The 20,384-nt window shown below is 34.9% G+C and carries 18 protein-coding genes; 4 read left to right on the top strand and 14 right to left on the bottom strand.

Translation table 11 applies throughout. From position 1 onward, the window contains the following. Positions 1-42: 42 nt before the first annotated feature. From B0A65_RS01780 to B0A65_RS01760, 5 genes are all read right to left on the bottom strand, one after another. Positions 43-801: an SDR family oxidoreductase gene (locus B0A65_RS01780; protein ID WP_074657998.1), complete on the bottom strand. Its 759-nt coding sequence runs from the start codon at positions 799-801 to the stop codon at positions 43-45. A 27-nt stretch (positions 802-828) separates the two neighbouring features. After that, complete coding sequence (locus B0A65_RS01775) at positions 829-3,012, bottom strand: hypothetical protein (protein ID WP_074658000.1); 2,184 nt, start codon at positions 3,010-3,012, stop codon at positions 829-831. A 56-nt stretch (positions 3,013-3,068) separates the two neighbouring features. Beyond that, positions 3,069-3,725: a DUF6766 family protein gene (locus B0A65_RS01770; RefSeq protein ID WP_074658002.1), complete on the bottom strand. Its 657-nt coding sequence runs from the start codon at positions 3,723-3,725 to the stop codon at positions 3,069-3,071. 170 nt (positions 3,726-3,895) lie between these two features. Continuing rightward, positions 3,896-4,453: a hypothetical protein gene (locus B0A65_RS01765; protein WP_074658004.1), complete on the bottom strand. Its 558-nt coding sequence runs from the start codon at positions 4,451-4,453 to the stop codon at positions 3,896-3,898. 143 nt (positions 4,454-4,596) lie between these two features. After that, positions 4,597-5,646, bottom strand: a complete 1,050-nt coding sequence (locus B0A65_RS01760; protein ID WP_074658006.1) for a glycoside hydrolase family 130 protein — start codon at positions 5,644-5,646, stop codon at positions 4,597-4,599. Positions 5,647-5,963: 317 nt separating this feature from the next. Between B0A65_RS01760 and B0A65_RS01755 the strand changes: the two genes are divergently transcribed. From B0A65_RS01755 to B0A65_RS23205, 3 genes are read left to right on the top strand one after another with little or no spacing between them, the layout of a single operon-like run. After that, positions 5,964-6,326 (top strand): BlaI/MecI/CopY family transcriptional regulator, encoded by a 363-nt coding sequence (locus B0A65_RS01755; protein ID WP_074658008.1) that lies wholly within the window; start codon positions 5,964-5,966, stop codon positions 6,324-6,326. Then, the gene (locus B0A65_RS01750) at positions 6,323-8,197 is read left to right on the top strand and encodes a M56 family metallopeptidase (RefSeq protein ID WP_207556394.1); all 1,875 of its coding nucleotides are present in this window, start codon (positions 6,323-6,325) and stop codon (positions 8,195-8,197) included. The genes B0A65_RS01755 and B0A65_RS01750 overlap by 4 nt, the downstream gene beginning before the upstream one ends. A 21-nt stretch (positions 8,198-8,218) precedes the next feature. After that, on the top strand, positions 8,219-8,356 hold the full coding sequence (locus B0A65_RS23205) for a hypothetical protein (RefSeq protein WP_207556393.1): 138 nt from the start codon (positions 8,219-8,221) through the stop codon (positions 8,354-8,356). Positions 8,357-8,431: 75 nt separating this feature from the next. Here the strand turns inward: B0A65_RS23205 and B0A65_RS01745 are convergent, their stop codons facing one another. The 7 genes from B0A65_RS01745 to ilvN form a co-directional block, all read right to left on the bottom strand. Continuing rightward, a complete protein-coding gene (locus tag B0A65_RS01745) occupies positions 8,432-9,643 on the bottom strand; it encodes a hypothetical protein (RefSeq protein ID WP_074658010.1) in 1,212 nt (403 codons plus the stop codon). Between the two features lie 36 nt (positions 9,644-9,679). Further along, the gene (locus tag B0A65_RS01740) at positions 9,680-10,585 is read right to left on the bottom strand and encodes a DUF4625 domain-containing protein (RefSeq protein ID WP_074658012.1); all 906 of its coding nucleotides are present in this window, start codon (positions 10,583-10,585) and stop codon (positions 9,680-9,682) included. Positions 10,586-10,621: 36 nt separating this feature from the next. After that, positions 10,622-13,048, bottom strand: coding sequence for a TonB-dependent receptor (locus B0A65_RS01735; protein WP_083370383.1), 2,427 nt, complete (start codon positions 13,046-13,048; stop codon positions 10,622-10,624). 10 nt (positions 13,049-13,058) lie between these two features. Then, the gene (locus B0A65_RS01730) at positions 13,059-13,547 is read right to left on the bottom strand and encodes a DUF4625 domain-containing protein (RefSeq protein WP_074658014.1); all 489 of its coding nucleotides are present in this window, start codon (positions 13,545-13,547) and stop codon (positions 13,059-13,061) included. Positions 13,548-14,396: 849 nt separating this feature from the next. Then, positions 14,397-15,938 carry a hypothetical protein gene (locus B0A65_RS01720; protein ID WP_074658018.1) on the bottom strand — a complete coding sequence of 514 codons (1,542 nt, stop codon included), beginning with the start codon at positions 15,936-15,938 and terminating at the stop codon, positions 14,397-14,399. 434 nt (positions 15,939-16,372) lie between these two features. Then, complete coding sequence (locus B0A65_RS01715; RefSeq protein WP_074658020.1) at positions 16,373-17,110, bottom strand: hypothetical protein; 738 nt, start codon at positions 17,108-17,110, stop codon at positions 16,373-16,375. 156 nt (positions 17,111-17,266) lie between these two features. Beyond that, positions 17,267-17,806, bottom strand: coding sequence for an acetolactate synthase small subunit (gene ilvN, locus B0A65_RS01710; protein ID WP_074658022.1), 540 nt, complete (start codon positions 17,804-17,806; stop codon positions 17,267-17,269). 486 nt (positions 17,807-18,292) lie between these two features. On the opposite strand from ilvN, the gene B0A65_RS01705 reads away from it, so the two are divergent. Next, the gene (locus B0A65_RS01705; protein WP_074658024.1) at positions 18,293-18,937 is read left to right on the top strand and encodes an NAD(P)H-binding protein; all 645 of its coding nucleotides are present in this window, start codon (positions 18,293-18,295) and stop codon (positions 18,935-18,937) included. Between the two features lie 91 nt (positions 18,938-19,028). Here B0A65_RS01705 and B0A65_RS01700 read toward each other — a convergent pair whose 3' ends face one another. Both B0A65_RS01700 and B0A65_RS01695 read right to left on the bottom strand, forming a co-directional pair. After that, positions 19,029-19,721 (bottom strand): DUF4386 domain-containing protein, encoded by a 693-nt coding sequence (locus B0A65_RS01700; RefSeq protein ID WP_074658026.1) that lies wholly within the window; start codon positions 19,719-19,721, stop codon positions 19,029-19,031. Between the two features lie 11 nt (positions 19,722-19,732). Further along, on the bottom strand, positions 19,733-20,167 hold the full coding sequence (locus B0A65_RS01695) for a DUF6326 family protein (RefSeq protein ID WP_074658028.1): 435 nt from the start codon (positions 20,165-20,167) through the stop codon (positions 19,733-19,735). Positions 20,168-20,384: the final 217 nt, after the last annotated feature.

Below are 20,384 nucleotides of genomic sequence, written 5' to 3'. Positions count from 1 at the left end.
TAACATCTTATAACATTATTTTTTAAGATTGTACAATTACCATTATATGCTTTGATGATGGGGTCTTATTTGCATGGTTACAATGTCACATCTTTTTGGTTGAGATAAACAAAATAAAACGCTCATGGCAATATCATCAGCTTCAAGCATTTCCATTTTATTAATTTTCTTTTGATGCTCTTCTTTTGTGCCGGGCTGCATATCGCTGGCAACAGCTCCAGGTTCAATTAAAGAAACTTTGATTCCGAATGGATTAACTTCTTTACGTAGTGAAGTGCTAAATCCTCGTATCGCAGATTTGGTGGTTACGTATATAGTGCTTTCCGGCGACTTGTTTTCGGCGCTCATAGAGCCTATATTGATAATATGTCCGGATTTTTGAGGTGACATTCTGGAAACGGCTTCTTTACAAAAACCGAGGTATCCCATAATATTGGTATCTATGATGTATTTCCATTCTTCAAAAGTTCCATCTGTAATGCCATCAGCGGCCAAAGCTGCGTTATTGATCAAAATATCAATACCGCCGAGCTCTTTATCAACTATTTTTAGGATAGTATTTATATCTTGTTTTTTCGTTACATCGGCAGGGGTACCATAAAGTTCGCAGTCTGGAAATTGTTGTTTGATATCATCAAAAGCCTTTCTGAAAGCTTCGTGGTCTCTTCCAAAAATAAGCACGCGTCCGCCAAGGGAAACCAATAAATCGGCAATGGCTTTTCCTATTCCGTTGGTTCCGCCTGTTATTACAATTCTTTTATCTTTAATGTTTTGTCCAAAATATTCGTTTAGCTGTCTCATAATTAGATTTTTATTTCTTAATTAATATTACCATTGTACTTTAATTAATCCCTTACCTGAAATTTCGTATTCGTTTATTTTTAGGTTTTCTTTAAATGGTTTCAGAGCTTCCTTGTTCTGAAATACTTTCATTTGAATTTTGTGATCATACATTTTTATAATTTTCAGATTGTATACCATATCCTGATCACCATCGAGTTTTATAGTGATTGATTTTCCTCTTTTAGTAGGTTGAGTAATAGGATAATCTATGAAAAGAAGAAAATTTCCACCGATTTTTATGTATTGTCTTGGTACAATTCCAAAGGCCATTCCGGCGCCATACACTTCCTGACCTACCTGACCGCTTTTTTGCCAGCCATTATACAAATCCTCCAAAGGAACCCACAAATCAGCCTGTATTTCTCCGGTTTTTACTTCGTCAGACAGCATGTCCTGCGGAAGCAGCGGCGGATAATAATAAGCGATTCGATTAACGGCGTATTTAACGAATTCCGGAATCAGGGTTTTTAACGATGGTAAAATATCCACGTCTTTCGACTGAACAAAATATTCCGACAATGCAGCATAAACTTCTAATTCTTCATAGGCAGCGGTATACGGCGCATCATTAAGTGGAAATATGGAAAAGAAATTAGTATAATTTTTACCGTAGCCATATTTGCAATCATAAAGCTGTACATTCTTGAATAATCCAGTGAGGCAGGTGTAGCTTATTTCCAGATATAATTTTTCATTGGTTATTTTATATAATTCTAATAATGCTCCGGCTGCAAATGCGGTGTTATTGGCCTGATACAATATTTCGACGCCTAGTTCTGCTAATTTTTTGGCTGCTTTTTTTGCTTCGTTTAAGTAGCGTTTTTCTTTAGTCAACTTAAAAAGCAATAGCATTAAGTGTGCATAAGCGCCTGCAACATCCCTTTCTCCTCCGGCGCCGGGAGCAGTCTCTTTTTTTATGATATTGAGGGTTTCCATATCATAAAACACCGGCCATTCGTATTTAAAATGATGAGCCACTTTTATAACATAATCGATAGAATCCAATACCAGCTTTCTGGCGCTCTTGTCTCCGTGTAATGCCAATCTGGCCAAATTCATTAAGGGATGATGCAAATACCAGGAATCCATCACCATTTCCTTCTTTTGTTCTTCAGACTGATCCAATTTGTCGGCAAGCGCCGGAAGCCATCGATTAATACAATTTATTTTTGGATCATAAAAAGCAGGCAACCCCTTAATTAAATCATCATAAAGTGCGTGTTTTTCACCAGTCCATTTTTCATATTCCTTAAATGGACCTAATACAGCAAGCTGAACCATACTTTCGGCCGGCGTTTCATAATCGCACAAGTAAGCATTTAGATACGGATTTCCGTTTGTTTGTGTCCATGCACCTTTATTTTGTTCTAAATCACTTAGAACTTTTTGAGCGATATCCGGCCAAATATGATATTCAATTCTGGGCTGTTGCAACACTTTATATACTTTAACAAGATTGTTTAAAAAGTGTTCACACACAGCTGAAGTTTTCTCTAAAATCTCAGTTTCCAAAACCACATACGCATCTGATATTATAAAAGGTTTACCTGCGGGAAGAGGTGATTTATCAGTTGCAGGGAGTTGAAATCCAATTTCTGGCCAGGTTCCTCCAACTGTACTTTTTGATTCGGTTTGGGTGGCTTCGCAATATTCTGACAATGAAGTAAGATTTTGATAATAAAGAAACGACCCTGTCTTTGGTTTTGTAATACTGGCAAATAGCAACCCGGATCGGGATCCAAATTGCTCCATATGAATTTTACCATTTGTATTTTCTACACTTCCATTTTGTGTCAAAGGCATAATGTCTCTAGGCCAAAACGGAATCATCAAGGGCGTATTTGCAGTAAAATTGGTTTTATAATGCAAGATAGGGGTTGCTGTGTCCGGAAAATCAACACTAACTTCATAATTTCCAAGTTTGGAATTCAATTGAATAACAATCGTTTCGTCATCATCAAAAAGATTAGTAATTTCAAAACAACTGTTCATTCCAAAAGCTGCACGAAATGCTATTTTTCCTTTTTTGGGAAGAAGTACGACAATCCATAAAGAATCGCCCGTATTATAAAATTGAAACGTATAATCAAGAATTTTTCTTTCTAAAAGTAATTCACTGTTTTTAACATCTTCCTGAACTGTGGCGCTCCAAGGCGTAACTGTTTGCATAATGATAAATTTTAATGGATTAAAAGATTCTTTTTATAGTTATTAAAATCTAAGGGTTATTCACCTGTTTGCATATGAGGTGCGTCAACAGGTTTCGACTGTGAGGAGCCAATCTGCCTTAAATAAACAGAAAGCAGTATGATGGCAAAAACAGAAAGGAATTCGCTTTGCCAGTTTTGAAAAGATTCAAACCAAAATCTGGAATCACCGATATAGTCAGAAACAGATTCTAAAGGCATTCCTTTTAATGTTAATTGCTCATTTTGATCTTTTAGACTTCCATAAAAATGAAGTATAAAAGAAATTACAAATAGCAATAACAACGAGATAGTGAGGGAATGTTTGTAGAGGGTAAGAATCCAACCGCCTTTTTTTACAGGCCAGGGCGCGTCTTTTCGGGCAGGTGAGGGTTCTCTGTCGACTTCTTCTTTTTTATCTAGATCCTTTGATTCTGAGGAACCTTTTTGCATTAAAAAAATAGTAAAGACAACAAACAAGCCCATTTGAAGAAATTCGCTTTCCCAATTTTCAAAAGTAGATTCAATAAAATGACCTGAAATAAAATAAGAAGAAAGATTTACGGCCGCACCGCCATTTTCGATTAACTCTTTATTATGTTCTTCAAATCCGAAAATTATCTGACCTGCCAGCGTTACTATAAAAAGTAATAAAAAGCAGATACATAAACCGTTATTGCGTAAGAAGTCTTTCATCTTTGTATTTGTTTCTATCAAAATTGACAAATACTTATGATGAAAAATTATATAATTAAGGTTAGAAGTTATAAAATTTAAAAGAAGATAATGAGTAGCAAAGCGGAGGGAAAAATAAAAAACCGCTAAAAATTGCTTTTACCGGTTTACTATAGAGAATAAAAATGCAATTACTCCAGTACTACATTTTTTAATTTAACTTTTCTGATCAGATGCAATGATTCTGTAATGTGGGTTTTGATTTCCAAAGTAGGAGTTCTGGTTATTTCAGAAGCATTTTTGGCAAGCGTCTCAATATTCATTTTGGCAGACAACAAATCAGATTCAAAAGCTCTCAGAACCGATCTTTTTAAAACGGCACTTTTATTATAGTAATAGATCGCATTATGCAAATCTTCAATTTGTCCGGTAAAATCTAAAATGGCTTTTTTAGAAACAGCCCTACTGTAATAATTTGAAAATTCCAATGGATTGGTTTCAATTGCTTTATCAAAATCTTCAATTGCATTGTAATGAAAATCCATCCTTTGTAAACAGTCGCCTTTAAGCTTATAAGCTTCAGGATGGGCATCAGAATTAGAAAAAGTACTCAAACAAACTAAAGCCTCTTCATATTTATTCGCTAAATAAAATTTCCTGGCTTTTTCTAAATTTTCAAACGATTTATCGGTTGTTGAATTTGAAAATTTCCCTCTAAATTTTAGCATCAAACTAGTGAACCATTTCATAATATGTTTACTTTTTAATTAATAACAGTTTGAAATCAGTGAGAGAGAAATGTAAATTTTTGGGGATTTAAATATAACTAATTTTTTGTAATATTTTGATTTTCAGTATAGAATTTGATTGTAATTTGTGTTAAAAAAAGTTTTTATACTTCTAAAGCAGCTAAAATTTCTTTGATAGAAAAATAAGCGCCACACACAAATTCGTCTGCAGCTCCGTAATACAGGGTAATTTTATCGCCATCCACAACATGGCCATTGGTAAAAACCACATAACCGAAAAAGCCACTCAGTTCGTAATTTTCCTGTGGACTCATAATGGGTTCGATTGTGCGGGCAATAACTTTAGAAGGATCTTCAAGGTCCATTAAAAATGCTCCTAGACAATATTGATGTTCTGCATTTGCTCCGTGGTAAATTTCGAGCCATCCTTTATCTGTTTTAATTGGCGCGGCTCCGGCACCAACTCTTGCACTATCCCAAAATCCCATTCGGGTTCCGAGAAGAAATTGATGATTTCCCCAATGAATTCCATCAGGAGATTCGGCCAGCCAAATAAAATTTCCTCCAATTTGTGGACTTGATGGTCGGTGTAAAGCATAAAATTTGCCGTTTATTTTTTCTTCAAAAAGAGCAACATCTTTATTGTGCGGAGGAAAGATCATGCCTTTCATTTCAAAATTTTTCCAGTCTTTAGTGGTTCGCAATCCAACTCCCACGCCGTTGGATGAAACTGCTGTATAAGTGATATAATATTGATTTTCGAGATAACTAACTCTGGCGTCTTCAATACCAAATTGTTCCAATATTCCGGAACCTACAAGAGGATTAAAACCTTGAGGAGTATAAAAATGAATGCCGTCATCGCTGCATACTAAACGAAGATGCGAAAGTGTCGTTAAATAATCAAGTCCTTTATATTGAATTACCCTGGCATCAGTAGCAATCAAATCAGGATCATTAAGCGGTATTTCAATAATTTCAATTTTTCCTAAAGCGTTTACTACCGGAAAAAAGATAACGCCTTCCTTTTGTGCAATACTTTCTGCAACTCGTACCAACAACCAGGTTTTTTCTTCGAAAACAAAAACTCCCGGGTTCAAAAGACTGATAATTTGTAATTCGTCGCTACTTGCCTGTAAATCTTTGGGCATTAAAAGTGGATTCTCTGGAAATCTTCGTGCAATGTCGCTCATAATTTATTTGTTTAAATTAAGTAGGAATCTGGAAAAGGTTGAAATGATTATAGAAATAAGGAAACATAAAAATAAGCAATTTTGTGCTTATGTTCTTTTATATAATAGGAGTTTAGTTTTTTAAAATTGACATTTCTATTTTTAAGAAAAAGTATAATTTATTTGATTTTATGTTTGTTATAGTGTTGTTTATCAATTATATGAGTTGATTTTTAAACCTTGTATTTAAGGTTGTTACTAATGAATTAGTTAAAATACTAACAAATTAGTTTGTCTACTAATTAATTAGTAGTATCTTGCATCAAAATTTGTAAACGATGATAAAACTAGCAAAAAGAGAAGAACAGATCATGCAGGTGTTTTGGGATTTGAACAAAGCCTTCATAAGAGATATTATTCCATTATTACCAGATCCGAAACCGCATTATAATAGTGTGGCGACTATAGTGAAGATACTGGAAGAAAAAGGTTTTTTGAATCATGAAACCGCTGGAAATATGCATTGCTTTTTTCCGGTAATAAGTAGGGAAGAGTACCAGCAATTTGCGCTAAAGGATATTGTGAGTCAGTATTTTGATAATTCTTATCCTCGAATGCTGGCCTTTTTTGCCAAAGAGCAGAAACTGACAGAAAAAGAATTAGATGAAATTGTGCACCTCATTAAAAAAGAAAAGATATGATACCTTATATTTTATATTCTGCGCTTATTCTTACGGCCTGTTTGGTATTTTACAAACTGCTTTTGCAAAAAGAAACTTTCTTTCATTTAAACCGACTTGTATTGCTTTCCTGCATGGCATTGGCTTTTATTTTGCCATTAGTTCCGGTTCCTTATCAATTATCTTTTAGAAAAATTGCTGTAGAAAAACCTGTTATTGTAACAGACACTCCGGTGAATACCTCTACAACTGCAGTGCTAAAAGAACAACCTGTACAACCAACACTTGCTGAAAAGACGGAACAATTTGTCAATTTTGAATCAATTACAAAGTTGTTATTTTATTTGTATTGGTTTGGTGTTATAGTGTTTGCCTTTAACTTTTTGATGCAGGCTGTCTTATTATTTTATAGAGCCTATTCGAAGTCGGTTATTCAGGATGGAAAATTCCGTATTGTCGAAATAACAGGCGATAAGGCGCCTTGTTCTTTTGCTAATACTATTTTTATTAATCCTGAAAAATATGAGTGGGAAACCTACAATCAGATTTTGCTTCATGAAAAAATTCATATTGAACAAAAGCATACCATTGATCTTTTGCTTGCTGAGATCGTTCTTATTTTTCAGTGGTTTAATCCTTTTGCCTGGCAATGGAGAAAAGCGTTAGAAATTAATCTTGAATTTTTGACAGATGACCAAATGCTGCAACAGGATACGGTGGAAAAAGAAAGTTATCAATTCAGTCTGCTACAGGTAGCAGCGCCACAATTCCCTTTGAGTCTTACAACTAATTATAATCAATCATTATTAAAAAAACGAATCATCATGATGAACTCAAAAAAATCAAACGTGCACACCACCTGGAAATACTTTTTCCTGCTGCCAATTATGGTGCTGTTTGCCTGCCTTTTTAATCAACCGGCAGCGCAAAGTCAAACGCTGGCTTTTAAAGAAAAAGAAGAAAAGCAAGAAAGACAGTCCAACATTCAGAGCGGAATGGAGACGGAAGGAAATTGGTTTGCCACTATCAAAGGCAATACTGTAAATGTGCAATTTAAAAGCGACGAAAACGACAATTCGAACAGTACTTTTCAGCTGAATGAATTTAAAGACCTCCCGAGAGACAAACAGGGAACATTCACCTTAACACGCGAAGCCGGAACAATGACTTTTGTTGGTAAATTTGAAGGTGACAAAGGCATGGGAACCTATAAATTTACGGCTAACACAGCTTATAGCGCAGCAATGGAGAAGGAAGGTATTGACCTTAAGGACGATGAAGATCGTATGGTTTTCTTTATGATTAACATCAAACAATCTTATGTACAAATGCTTAAGAAAAATGGTTACAGCAAACTAGACAAGGACCAACTTATTCCTCTTGCTGCATTAGATGTAAATGAGGACTATATTACTTCAATTAAACAAGCAGTTCCGGATATTGATTTGGAGGACCTTGTTCCTTTTAAATCATTGGGAATAGACCAGGCATATATTGAAGAAATTCGTAAATCTGGTTACAAAGATCTAAGTGCGGGTAACATTATTGCATTAAAATCTCAGGGAATTGATGCAAAATATATCAAGGATTTCCATGGTTCTACAACTTCGAAAAAGAATGACAAAGAGGCAAAAGATGGAGAAGATCAAGAAGATAAAGATGACGATATTATTGCATTTAAATCATTGAAAATTGATCAGGCTTTTATTGATTCCTTTAAAAAATTAGGTTATAATGCTCTTTCGAACGATGATCTAATTGCTTTCAAGTCGCTAAATGTAACGCCTGATTTCATAAATAGTTTTAAGAAAGCAGGTTATAACGATATCAGTGCAGAAGATTTATTAGCTTTGAAATCGTTAAATGTAACACCAGCATTACTACTAGAATAAAAGGATCTTGGTTTTAACGATTTGGATCTTGAAGATGTAGTGGGAGCAAAAGCAGTTGGTGCGACACCATCTTTTATCAAATCGATGAAAGGAAAAGGACACGATTTTAAAAGCCTGGATAAATATGTTTCATTGAAAGCGGTTCTGGGCGGTAACTAAACATAAAAATAAATCAGGTTGTAAGATAAAATAAGGCCCAAACCGAAAGGAATGGGCCTTATTTATGCTCCTTAATTAATGACTTTTGTCATTTTCAAAACCAAGAATGGTAATCATATAGGGTGTGGCAGAAACTTTTATTTTCTTTACAACTGTCAGTGTCGACAAATTTAGTTGTAGCAATTCGCCCGTAGCAGGAGAAGTGAGGTAAGCAAACTTTTCTGTTAATTGCATTTGTGGTTTTAAAGCGGCATCAGTGGCAGTTTCATTTATAATTTTGCCTTCTTTTTCAGCTTGTAAACTTGTCAGGTTGAATAATTTGAATTCACCTGAATGCAATAGGATTCCGAGTTTTGTCGAGTTGTAGTTCACCTTGCATTGCATGATGGCAGTACTCTGAAAAATAGGTTTAATAGAACCGTTAACTACATCAATTAAGTAAGCTCCTTTTGCAGCAGTATACCCAACAAATTTTCCTTTTGCTTTTGTTTCTAAAATACTTCCAAACCAGGCAGTTCCAAAATCTTCAGGAAGTGAAATAAGTTGCTGTTTTCCTGAACTTTCAACCACCAAAACACCGCTCGCTGAGCCGAAAACGGCATAAGTTCCGTCAGAGGCATTTCCGTGAATACCTTTTGTTGCCACAGTTGCATCAAAAAGGGTTTTCCCTGCATTATCAATAATTTTTACTTTTTCAGGAAGTGTTCCTGCAACCGAATTATCTTTTACGGTAATCGCATAAGTACCATTGCTAAAAGTAGCCATGGCACCGTGATGCGCCAACAAACCCGCATTTATCGATTTGAACTTTGCTCCGACTGTATTAATTTCTGATTCCTTAGCAACAGCTAACGTGCCGTCTCCGTCATTGAAAGTGAGTAATTCTCCTATTTTACTTTTAAAATGAGTTGGCAGAAGCGATTGACCAACCAAAGCACCAAACTTCGGAGTTCCGTCTACATCGACATGATCACCGTGACTTTCGAACCCACTGTCAAAAGTTTCTACAGTATTTGCTGTTCGGTGTATAATTCCTGCGTATCTACCGGATTCAGTGGTGTAAAGTGATGCTTTTGCAAATTTGGCAGTAAAGGAAGTTGTGCTGGCATCCAATGGATTTACCAATGTAAGAGCTGTTGTTTTTTCATCAGAAAGTAATATTCGCAGGTATTTGTATTCAGATAACGCTTCATCAGGAATTGCAGTGTTATCATCGTCATTGTTACAGGAAACTGCAAATGAGGCTAAAACAAATAAGAAAATCAGTTTGAAATAATTGTTTTTCATTTTTAAAGGGTTTAAAGTTATTATTGGGATTATGAATTAATAATTGATAGTAATGGGCATCGATTTATAAACACTCAGGTTGTAGGTTGTGTTTTTATAAAGTACCACCCAATTGTATTGACCAGATTGCCAGGCTTTGTCTCCCGTAATTACGGTTCCGTTTGCATCGTTTTCAGCACCAATTATGATACTCTCACCACCCCAAACCTCATTTATCTTGTGTAGGGTAGCCATTTTTGAAGCGGGTGGAAGGCCTTTATGTTCTACTTTTGAGATGACAATCACCTTTTTAAAATCCAGATTATCGATACTTTCAGGATGGTAATTGGCACTTTTCTTTATTAAAACAGAATACAAAATTCCGTCTCCCATAATCTGGCTCACCTGGGCATGTGCTGTAAGCAGATCCTTCTTTTTAAAGATTAATTCCGGTTCCACCCAGGTTTCCATATAATAAATCAAATCATCATTTCGGGAAAGCATATCTCTGCCAATTAACGGATCAGCAGGCATATTAGCGGGATCTGTAATCGTTAGTTCTTCTTTAATTTCGAGTTCGGTACCGTTTTCGTCTTTCACAATGAAATAGAAATCGAATTTACCTTCCGGAGCTTCTGAAGGAATATTGAAGTGTTTGTGTACATTGGTGTTTTTCGCCCCTTTGTATTCGATCCAGTTTAATTCAAACTTCCAGTCTTTACTATAGATTTCTCCTTTTTTTGGAAGGATTTTTAACTGTACATCGCCAATTTTATCACCGGAAATAACATCAGCATTAAAATGGAAATCACGGCCAATCAGGGCACGTTTGTTGTTGGCGGTTCCAATTTCGACGTTGTTAGCTGTTGGTTTCGAGACAGTGCGCTCGTCGTCGTCGTTATTACAAGCCGTAAAGGTGGCTGCCGTTACAAAAAACAGAAGAAATAATTTTACTTTTTTCATAGGGTTTGGGATTAATTAATTGAATTCATAGTGCATTTATTTTAATAGTAAAAAGGGAATTTTTACAGACAGAATAATGTTTCTGCTGGCTTCAGGCAGTTCTATTAAACGATAAAAACTGGTATGATTCAGGTATTTGGTATTGAATAAATTCTGAATCTGGAAGCTTAGAATGAAATCCTGCTGTCCTGCTTTAACTTTAGTTCCAAAGGCCAGATTAAAAACACTACTGCTTGCTGTTTTTTTCTCCGGCGGAACAATCTGATTTTGCGCCGCGGTATAACGGTAATCGATCGAAAAATAGGTACCGCTCAAATTTTTAATTTCCGGGGTATAATTCAGCCCAAACAAAATCGACGCAGGAGGCGAGAAAGGGAGTGTGTAGCCTTTTTTACTGCCCGATAATTGTTCTGAATAAAGATATTCTGCCAGAATTTCGCCGGTAAAAAGAGGCGTAAAGTGATAGCGCACTTGCAATTCTCCACCGTAGCGCATCACTTTGCTTTGTTCGTATTCAAAAACCTGATTGCCGGCACCATAATAAATATCGTGTAGCGAAGTCGGATTCAGGTAAATGTAATTGGGGAAATAATTGAAAAACGGACTCAACTGAACAGACCATTTATTGGACTTCCATTCCATACCAAGATCCAGCTGATAAGAACGTTCGGCTGCTAAATCTGGATTACCTTTCTCAAATCTGAAATAGTGGTAATTGACACCGTTTGAAGCGAGTTCTTTCGCAATTGGCATTCTGAAACTCGTTCCGAGATTTGCTTTTAACGACCATTGCCCGGGCGTATAATTCACGCCTGTTGACCAGTTAAAACTTTTAAATGTTCTTGTAAGGGCTGAAGAACGTTTTAAATGTTCAGCAGTAGTCAGCTCGTTTATTGTCTTTTCACTAGGAAACCAGTCTGTATATTGTTTCATTTCGATTCGGCCATAATCCATCCGAACAGCTCCATGTAACAACCATTGGTCGCTGAGCTGCATTTTGTCGTAAACAAATAATCCGGCATTGGTTTGTTTAAAAGCAGGAATTAAAAAACTCCAGCCGTTAATTTCATTTTGTTGCTGTTCGCCATTTAGCCCTACAGTTAAATGATGATTTTGGATTGAAAATTCATCCTTAATCGCAACAGAAAAAACTTCTTTATCATATTGTCTTTCTAAATCCTGTGGTGCATACATCCCTTCAGGATAGACAGGTGGCATATAGCCATGATTGACATAATGGCTGTATTCCCGACGGAAATTCTTCTGAAAACCCATTTGCGTTTCCAATTGATGAGCGCCCAATTGAAAAGAAGTTGTCGTACTAATTTTAGTATGCGTGACTTCCTGAAAAGGCATTAAAATATCTCTGCTTGATTTATCGTGAAGTTCGGTATCTACATTTCGGGGTTCCAGCCCATGTGCATTGGCAAAAAAGCCACTTTTGCTGTAAATGTTACTGATATATAAAACCGATTTAAATTTTTCACTACTGTAACCTCCACTGCCGTGCCAATCGAGTTCACGTCCTGCTGTGTTGCGTAAATGATTTTTATATAAGGGGACAGCATAATTATAAACCTGAACGGTATCAGTAGGAACACGATAATCTCCATAATCCATGGCAGTAAGTCGCGTATCGAAAAACCATTTCTCTTTACGTCCAAAAAGGTTGACCGAGCCACCAAATTGTGCATTATTGCTTTTTCCGCTAAAGTCAGCACTCCCCCCAAAAGTATTTTTAACTGGAAAAGGTACAGGTTTTATATTAACCGCACCGCCAATGGCATCTGATCCATAAATAAAAGAGGAAGGTCCTTTAATAATTTCAACCCGATTTACGGCGTATTGGTCAATTTCAAGCCCGTGATCGGCGCCCCATTGCTGACCTTCATGTTTGATGCCGTTTTCGACAACAATAACCTGATTAAAGCTTAGTCCCCGAATTAAGGGTTTTGAGCCACCGGAACCAATGGAAATGGTCTTAACACCCGGAATCCTTTGCAAGGACTGCATAAGGCTTCCACCGAGATTTCGCTGAATAAAACTGCTACTTACCGTTTCAATAGAAAGTGATGTTTCTTTTTTTCGATGTGTTTCATAAGAATCTGTAATAATCACTTCCTGCAACTCTTTTATTTCCGGATGTAATACAATAGCAGCAAGTACCATTTCCTTTTTATTTAAAGAAATTTGGACTTCATAGTACGCGTAACCGTAAAAATGTACGGTTAAGAATTTAGTATCTTTTGGTATCTGGTTAAAAAAGAAATTACCTCCGTGATCTGTAGTTGTACTTGCATTGCAGGGATAAAGAGTAACGATAGCGCCCTCTAATGGTTTGTGACCAGTAGAAATTACGCTACCCGATAAACGAACGGTTTGCGCTGTCCCCTTTGTCACTATAGCAAAACAAAAAAGCAACAGGCAAAAAGTCTGCAATCGATTTGATTTATTTTGATACATTAAAAACAACTTATAAAACTTTAATACTTAATCCTTTGATGGTTTGCCAGCCTTCTTTATCCGTCAAACGAATCATAAAATGATAATCACCCGGATCAACATCAGTCGGAATCAGGATTTCCTGTGATGCTTCGTAACTTTTTTGTCCTACGGGAATAGTAACTGAATTAATATACAACAGTGGGTTTACAGGCTTTTTGACAGGTTCAGTAGCACAATTATTGACTTCGGTGCTGTGCGTGTGATGGTCAAAATTGTGATGAATGTCAAGACTGTAAGAGCCCAATTCAGTGTTGTCTGTAAATTTCGCTCTGAATATAATTTTCTGGCCCCGGGTGACCTGGCTGCATTGTATAGGGAAAGCGTTTGCGGCCGAAGTATCCACTACAGGATACTCCGTATCAATTTCATTTTTGTCACTATCACAAGAAGTGAAAGCAAAGGCAATGGTGCAAAAAAATACCAGAATTCTGGTTGTTGGGCATGTTAGCGTATTCATAACTATTAAATATGGGTTACAGAGGACTGCATTTCGTGTCAGAAATGGGGTAAAATGTGAAATGTGAAATGCGGAATGTGAATTGTTAAACTGTGAAAAAGTGAAAAGGAGATGCGAGATGCTAGTGACGCAGAGTATTGTTTCCTAATGAAATAGAAATTATTATAATACGAATGCCTGAATTTACTGGTTTTCGAGGTGAAATAATCATGACACGCAAGCATTAAAGACAACGCTGGTGCTATTGTATGCAGGAAAAACGAATAGATACAACGCTTATCAGAAAAATTAATTCTTTTCGGATAATTTGCTTGTAAACCCTCTCAAATTTCAAACTTTACTTTTACAGTTTTAGAAAAGAGGAGGGGCCCTTAGAGAAAATAACGAGCCTTTGAAAAACTCAGAAAAGGATGAGAAATAAAAATGTACCGTATGGATTAACGGACTATTTTTATAAAACTGAAAACAGCTAAAAGAAAAAGTAGCTACAGGACTAAATTTAAAATGACAGATGGTACATTCTTCATTACTATGATCGTGTACTTTTAAATCCGCTTTATTGCTTTGTAATTGCAGTTTTACGCTTTTATGCGAAGTATTGTGACTTTGTATGTGTTCATAAGAATGTATCGCCGGAAATAGTATCGCAAATACTACAACCAGTGGTAAGAAAAGAGAAAAGATTCTTAATTTCATTTTCATTCTAATTAAACTATGCTTAACGCAATGTTGTTGCAAATATATACTTCTTATTTGTAAATGCAACATTGTTTCAATAAAAAAATCAGACATAAAAAAATCCTTATGTGTAGGTGCATAAGGATTAGTATTTTATAGTGAAATCGAGTTTTAATTATCGCAAAAAGCGCCAATTTGCTTTAGATGTCTTTCTGTTTGGTATTTATTAAAGTTGTCCCATTTTGGGGCAACAGTTGTTTTTTGACCGTACATCGCATCCAGACAAATATTGTTGTCTTTGTAGGTTTCATGTAAAACAGACAGAATTTTAAAGAAAAATTCGTCCAGCATTGTGATGGCTTCAAATTCAGATTTTAGCGTATCGTAATTCTCATCTGCCGAATTCAATAATTGAAGTAAATTTAAAACTTCCTTCTTTTCTTCTTCGTTGATTTCAGTAGCATAACCCATTTTCAATGTTTTAAAAACAAGATTATTCCATGCTTTGCTGTCATGACCCCACTGAACATCTGGAAGATTTAAGGAATGCTCACAAATCAGAATGATAGAAAAAAGAACATCATTTAAATATTCTGCAGGAAACTCATCAAAACTTCTGAATTCGAAACCGCTTTGGTACATTTTTTCCTGATTAAAATCAAGACCCACTTCTGAAAGCATTTCGTATTCCATTTCTGTTTCAATCTGATCGCGCCACCAGATGTTTTCTTCCTTTTCAAATTTCAATAACTTTCTGAAATTGTCTACGTTGTACGTTAGAATTTTACCTTTTGGCATTGCTTTGTTATACGTTCCAACGCCAATGTAACGGGACATTGCATTTCGCATAGAACCTAAAGTAAACTTTTTGTCCAGACTGTACTTGTCACTTATCACGCCCATAATATCAGGACTTCCAAGAGTAGCGATGAAAAAAGGCTCAAACCATTGCAATAAATAAATCGCATTAGCATGTGTTTTTTCAAAATCAGTATAGTCAACAATTCTGCTGTCTTCCGTCAATGAAGGTAACGTAATATGAAAATGATACGTTCCGTTATTAAACAAAACCAGGTTTTCCTGATTGGTCATGAACATATTAAGTCCGTTGTTGTAATCCGGAAAATTTAATTTTCCATTTAAAACAGATGATTCATTGATTTTATCTAAAAATAACTTTTTGGTTGCTTTTAGTTCTTTGCAGGAATCAGCAATGGTTCTGTTTTCAAAATATTTGGTTACAAATTCGATAGAATCGCCATCAAAATGTACAGATCCCATCGTTTTGTTTCTTTGGGTAATCATACTTTGAATGTTGTAAGGCTGATCTTCAAGGAAAAGTTCCATGATCGATTTCCCAAGATATTCAGGGTTTTCAATTGGCTGTGCGTTTTCTTCGCCAGTTGCCGTATCAATCAATGGTTTTATTGGCGATAACATTTTGTGCTGATAATTGATATCCAGTTTTTCAAGTGAATGACTGTTCATCATTCGGCTTACTTTGTAACTTTCTTTTGAGTTAAAAGCTTTTTTCAAAACAGGAGCAAGGCTTTCTGGTTTGTAGCATTTTCTATAGTCGATACTGTATTTCTCAAAACCAATTTTTTCTTGTATAAACGCACCAGAAACTATTAAGGATTCCTCAAATTGCATGTAGGTTTCGTTTTCTAATCCAATTCCCCAATAATATTTTTTTGTCTGATTGTCTTTCATTTATACTAATTTTCTTTTTATGGTTGATACTACTTTAAAGTTGTTTTTTTTATTAAGAGATACACATCCAATTGATCAAAACCAGAGACAAAGCAGCTTTAACGGATCGCATAAATTGTTGCCTCCATTAAAAAAGTTTATTCGACTTTTAGAATTTTAGAAATGTATTATAGTTTTAGGAATTTTGCACTTGTATCAACTGAATGACTGATAAAAAAGTAAAATTTTACAAAGGGGCTTATAAAATTATAATGATCACTAATTACTTTTATATCAATAATTTAAGCAGATAAATAGCCTAATTGTATTTTTTAGCTATTCCTGTTTTTTCCAAGTTGCAAAAGTAGTTATTTATTATGTTATTTCCAAGTGGTTAACACGCTGAAAATCAATTAATTTTTTGAATGTTTGACCAGAAGCTTTGTAGGCTTATTTTATTCATGATAGTAAAACACAAAAGAGGAATATAATTCATCGTTCCACCAGTCTTTTCTTACTTCCGAAAAATAATTGTAATTCAGCTTTCCTGCCTGAGATTGCAAGGGATAAACGACAACACCATTTTCGCGATACGCTTTATGTAAATCAGTTTCCGGAACAACTGGAACGATATGTCCTGAAAGTCCTTTTTCTCTTCTTTTGGCGCAAATGATTCCAATTCCGCCATTTTCATTTACCTTATTCTGAATTTCCTCAGCACTATCCATTTTCTCCCAGCCAAAATTAGGTCCCCATTCCAAAAACCAGTCGGTAATGGCGCTGGAATAAATTCGGTCTACGGTTTGCTCAAAAACAGCTTCGACGTCTTGCCCTTGTGCCATTTTTTCGAGAGATTCATCCGTCCACCAAACTGTCGGAAGATATACTTTCGAGAAATAACAATAATCGTATGAGTAGACATTGCAATAGGTATCTTCTACTGTTCGCTGATATCTAATATTATTTTCGACATCCAGTTTAGCAATAAGCTGGTGAATGCTTTCTTTTTTACTGGCAACATCCGTTAAATCTCTATACGGAATGGTGGAATCACTAAGTGGTGTTTCTTTCATTTCCGCAGAATCTAAACGAGATTCCGGATGGGGTAATAAATCGGCTTCTTTTATTTGAGGATATGTAATTGGATTATTTTCCAGAGGTAACGATGCTACTGATTCTATATGTTTTTCCATTATGACTTCTTAAAATTAATTGACTTAACAGTATAGAAACTGAATTCTTGTACCATTATTATTGTCAGCTAAAAAAGTAAATATAACAATTTTAAGTTTCTGAGGAATTTTGACAGAAGAAAATAGTAAAAAAATAATTTAAGTTTTCCCATGACATTATACAAAAAGTTGCTCTTCCTCTCTTTCCTTATCTGATAATTCCTTTGCAAAACCTTCACTCTTTCTAATAAGTGCAATTCTGGGACTTTTTACAAATTCGATAAGATTAAAATCAGAAAATTGGACAACTAAGTCATTGATTTCTTCTTCGTTTCCGGTAGCCTGGAATATGGTATAATCTCTTTCGATTGAAACTGCCGTGACAGCAGCATTATTTAGGAAAAAGTTTAAATTTTCCTGATAGAGGATTGATGTTAGCACTTTAAAAAGAGCAATTTGTTTCCAGATGATGTCTTCATTGGTATTGCAATAACATTTATAAACTTCAATTATTTTTTCAATTTGGGGAACTAAATTTTTGACGATTTCATAAGTTTCTGTTACCACGATTGTAAAACGAGATATTTGATCCACTTCAGAAGAAGAAAAGTTGAAGCTTTCTATTTTAATTTTTTTCCTTGAAAAGATTAAAGTGATTTTTTGGAACAATTGTACTTGATCTTCGGCATAAATGGTAAAAGTGTATTGTTTTTTCATGGCTGTTTCTTTATGAGTATGTATTAATTGTTAGGTTATTTTCAAAAAAAAACCTTCCTCGTTTTGACAGAGAAAGGTTTTTATTAGTATGCAATAGATTCCTGACTCGTCATGTGATACGAATACTAATAATTGCGATAATACTGTTAGTTGCTACGTTTTTCATAGTTGCTCAAAATAGAAAAGACCTCCTGAGTACGGGGAGGTCTTTTCAAATTATATCTTTAAATATATTTATACAACACCTCTCTGTAGACATCTAATAATGGCTACACTAATAATAATAGAGATGTTAATACTGTTTTTCATTTCTTTTTGTGAATTGCAAATGTATTGATTTTTAATTAATCGGGTTGTTTTAATTTGTAATATGCAATTATAATATCTTTTAAAAACCAATATAAATACTATAACCTATTTTTTTTACTTTTGTTAAAGCGTTATCGGGATTGTGTTAAGTTGTTTTTACTTTTTAAAAATATATTTATGAAAGCATTAGTTATTGGAGCGACAGGTTCGACAGGAGAATTTTTGGTTGACGAACTTTTAGCAGATGCAGCTTATACATCAGTTACTGTTTTTGTTAGAAGAACAATAGGAAAGCAAGATCCAAAGTTGACAGAACAAATTATCGATTTTTCTACTATTGATTCTTATAAAGATTTAATAGTGGGTGATGTCTTTTTTTCTTGTTTGGGAACAACACTTAAAGCCGCCGGATCAAAAGAGAATCAAACAAAAATTGATTTTGATATTCCTGTAACGTTTGCACGATTAGCAAAAGAAAACGGAGTTCCCTCTTTTGTATTACTGTCGGCTTACGGAGCCTCTGTAGAAAGCAAGGTTTTTTATTCTCAAATAAAAGGAAAATTGGAAGATGAGATTGCAAAACTTGATTTCAAACAATATATTATTTTCAAACCCGGATTACTTTCAAGAGCCGGCACGGATCGATTTGGTGAAAAAGTGATGGATAATCTTCTAAAATTTGCCAATGCAATAGGTTTGTTTAGAAAATTCAGACCATTAGCAACCAGTATTTTGGCAAAGAAATTAGCAATGGCACCAAAAGTGTTATCTAATGGAACTTCTGTCATTAAATTGGATGAAATATTCCGTTTTGGGGAATGATGGCATAAAATTTATTTTTATAATCATTTAAAAAAATATCCTTGCCGTAACTCTCTCTCTCTCTCTCTCTCTCTTTGAGAGTCTAAGCATATTAGGTTAATATCGTTTTTTCTTTTGCACCCATAATAAGAAGCCACAAACAGATTCCGATTTCTCCCAAGGCCGAAGGAATGCTTACATATTTAGAGAATCCATAATCAGAATAATCAGGGATTAAAGTATTTCCGAAAAAATTTATGAGGTAGCCAAAACACCCCATTATCAGTAAAACGCCAAAAAATTTAGGTAAAAAGCCGGATTGGTATACCAAATAACCAAACGGAAATAACCACAGTCCCCAAAATATCGAAACCATTAATATGCCATTATCATATTGATTGAGATAAAACATGATCTGCGATTTCAATTGTTCATTTGAAAAAATAGTATGATTTTCACCATTGATGAGCGACAGTACAGCGAATTTATTCTGGATATTTAAAAAGGAAACCGGAACACTAATTATGGCTAAAAGAACCATCAATTTTGCATACAATTCATTTACCGGTGCAAGGAGTTTATAAAGAGCAACAGGCAACATTAAAAAGAAAATATAACAGATTACACCACTCACAATTCCAAACCTAAAAAGTGTCTGAGATGCTTTTATAGCATTAAAAGTCTCCGTTGGATTATCCCAAAAAATAAGTTTAGAAGGTACATAAGCCAGGCTAAAAAAACCGGTTAACACAACAACGAGATAGAGTAACCCTGCAATTCTAGCCTTTTTTTTATTTGATGTCATATTGAAATTATTTAGATGGTTTCCTGTAAGTCGGTTTGTTTAGGCCAATTAAATGCTTTCCATACAATTATTGCTGTAATGATGCTTTCGAGAATCGCATAAAAAACATAAAAAGCTCTCCATTCCGAAAATGAAGTGACGGCAATCAACAGCATAATGGCAGTAAAAAAAAGACCAAAAATAATGTTTAACACTTTGTTTACGATTGGTTTTAGTAGTATTGACAAAGCAACCATCAGCGCCGGAATTGCTAATAACAACGAAGCCATAAATAATTTTTGAGGATTATCAAGTAAACTGGTTCCTTCCATTATTCCCGATGTTTTTCCGGGAACATATAGTTCAAAATAGTCTCCATACAGGTACAAAAATGTCACAGAAGCCCATAGCAGGGCAAGTTTAATTTTGATATTGATTTTGAAATCTTCAAGAATAGTTTTTTTCATCTTTTAAAAGGTTTTAAAGCTATTTTAAACTTTTAATAAGACGATTAGATGTTGATAATGTTACAGTTAATTATTCACATTGAATTTTTGAATGCATTCAAATTCCCATTTTATAAGAATTCGACCGTTTACAAATTATACAATTCCATTATTTACGCGGCTACGATCTCATTTAAATTTTGCGAAAAATGCTTCTTGCTATATATCGCAAAAAGGA

The sequence above is a fragment of the Flavobacterium frigidimaris genome (genome assembly GCF_002217275.1).
In the GTDB taxonomy this organism is placed as follows: domain Bacteria; phylum Bacteroidota; class Bacteroidia; order Flavobacteriales; family Flavobacteriaceae; genus Flavobacterium; species Flavobacterium aquidurense.
This window is presented reverse-complemented; position numbering and strand designations above follow the sequence as displayed.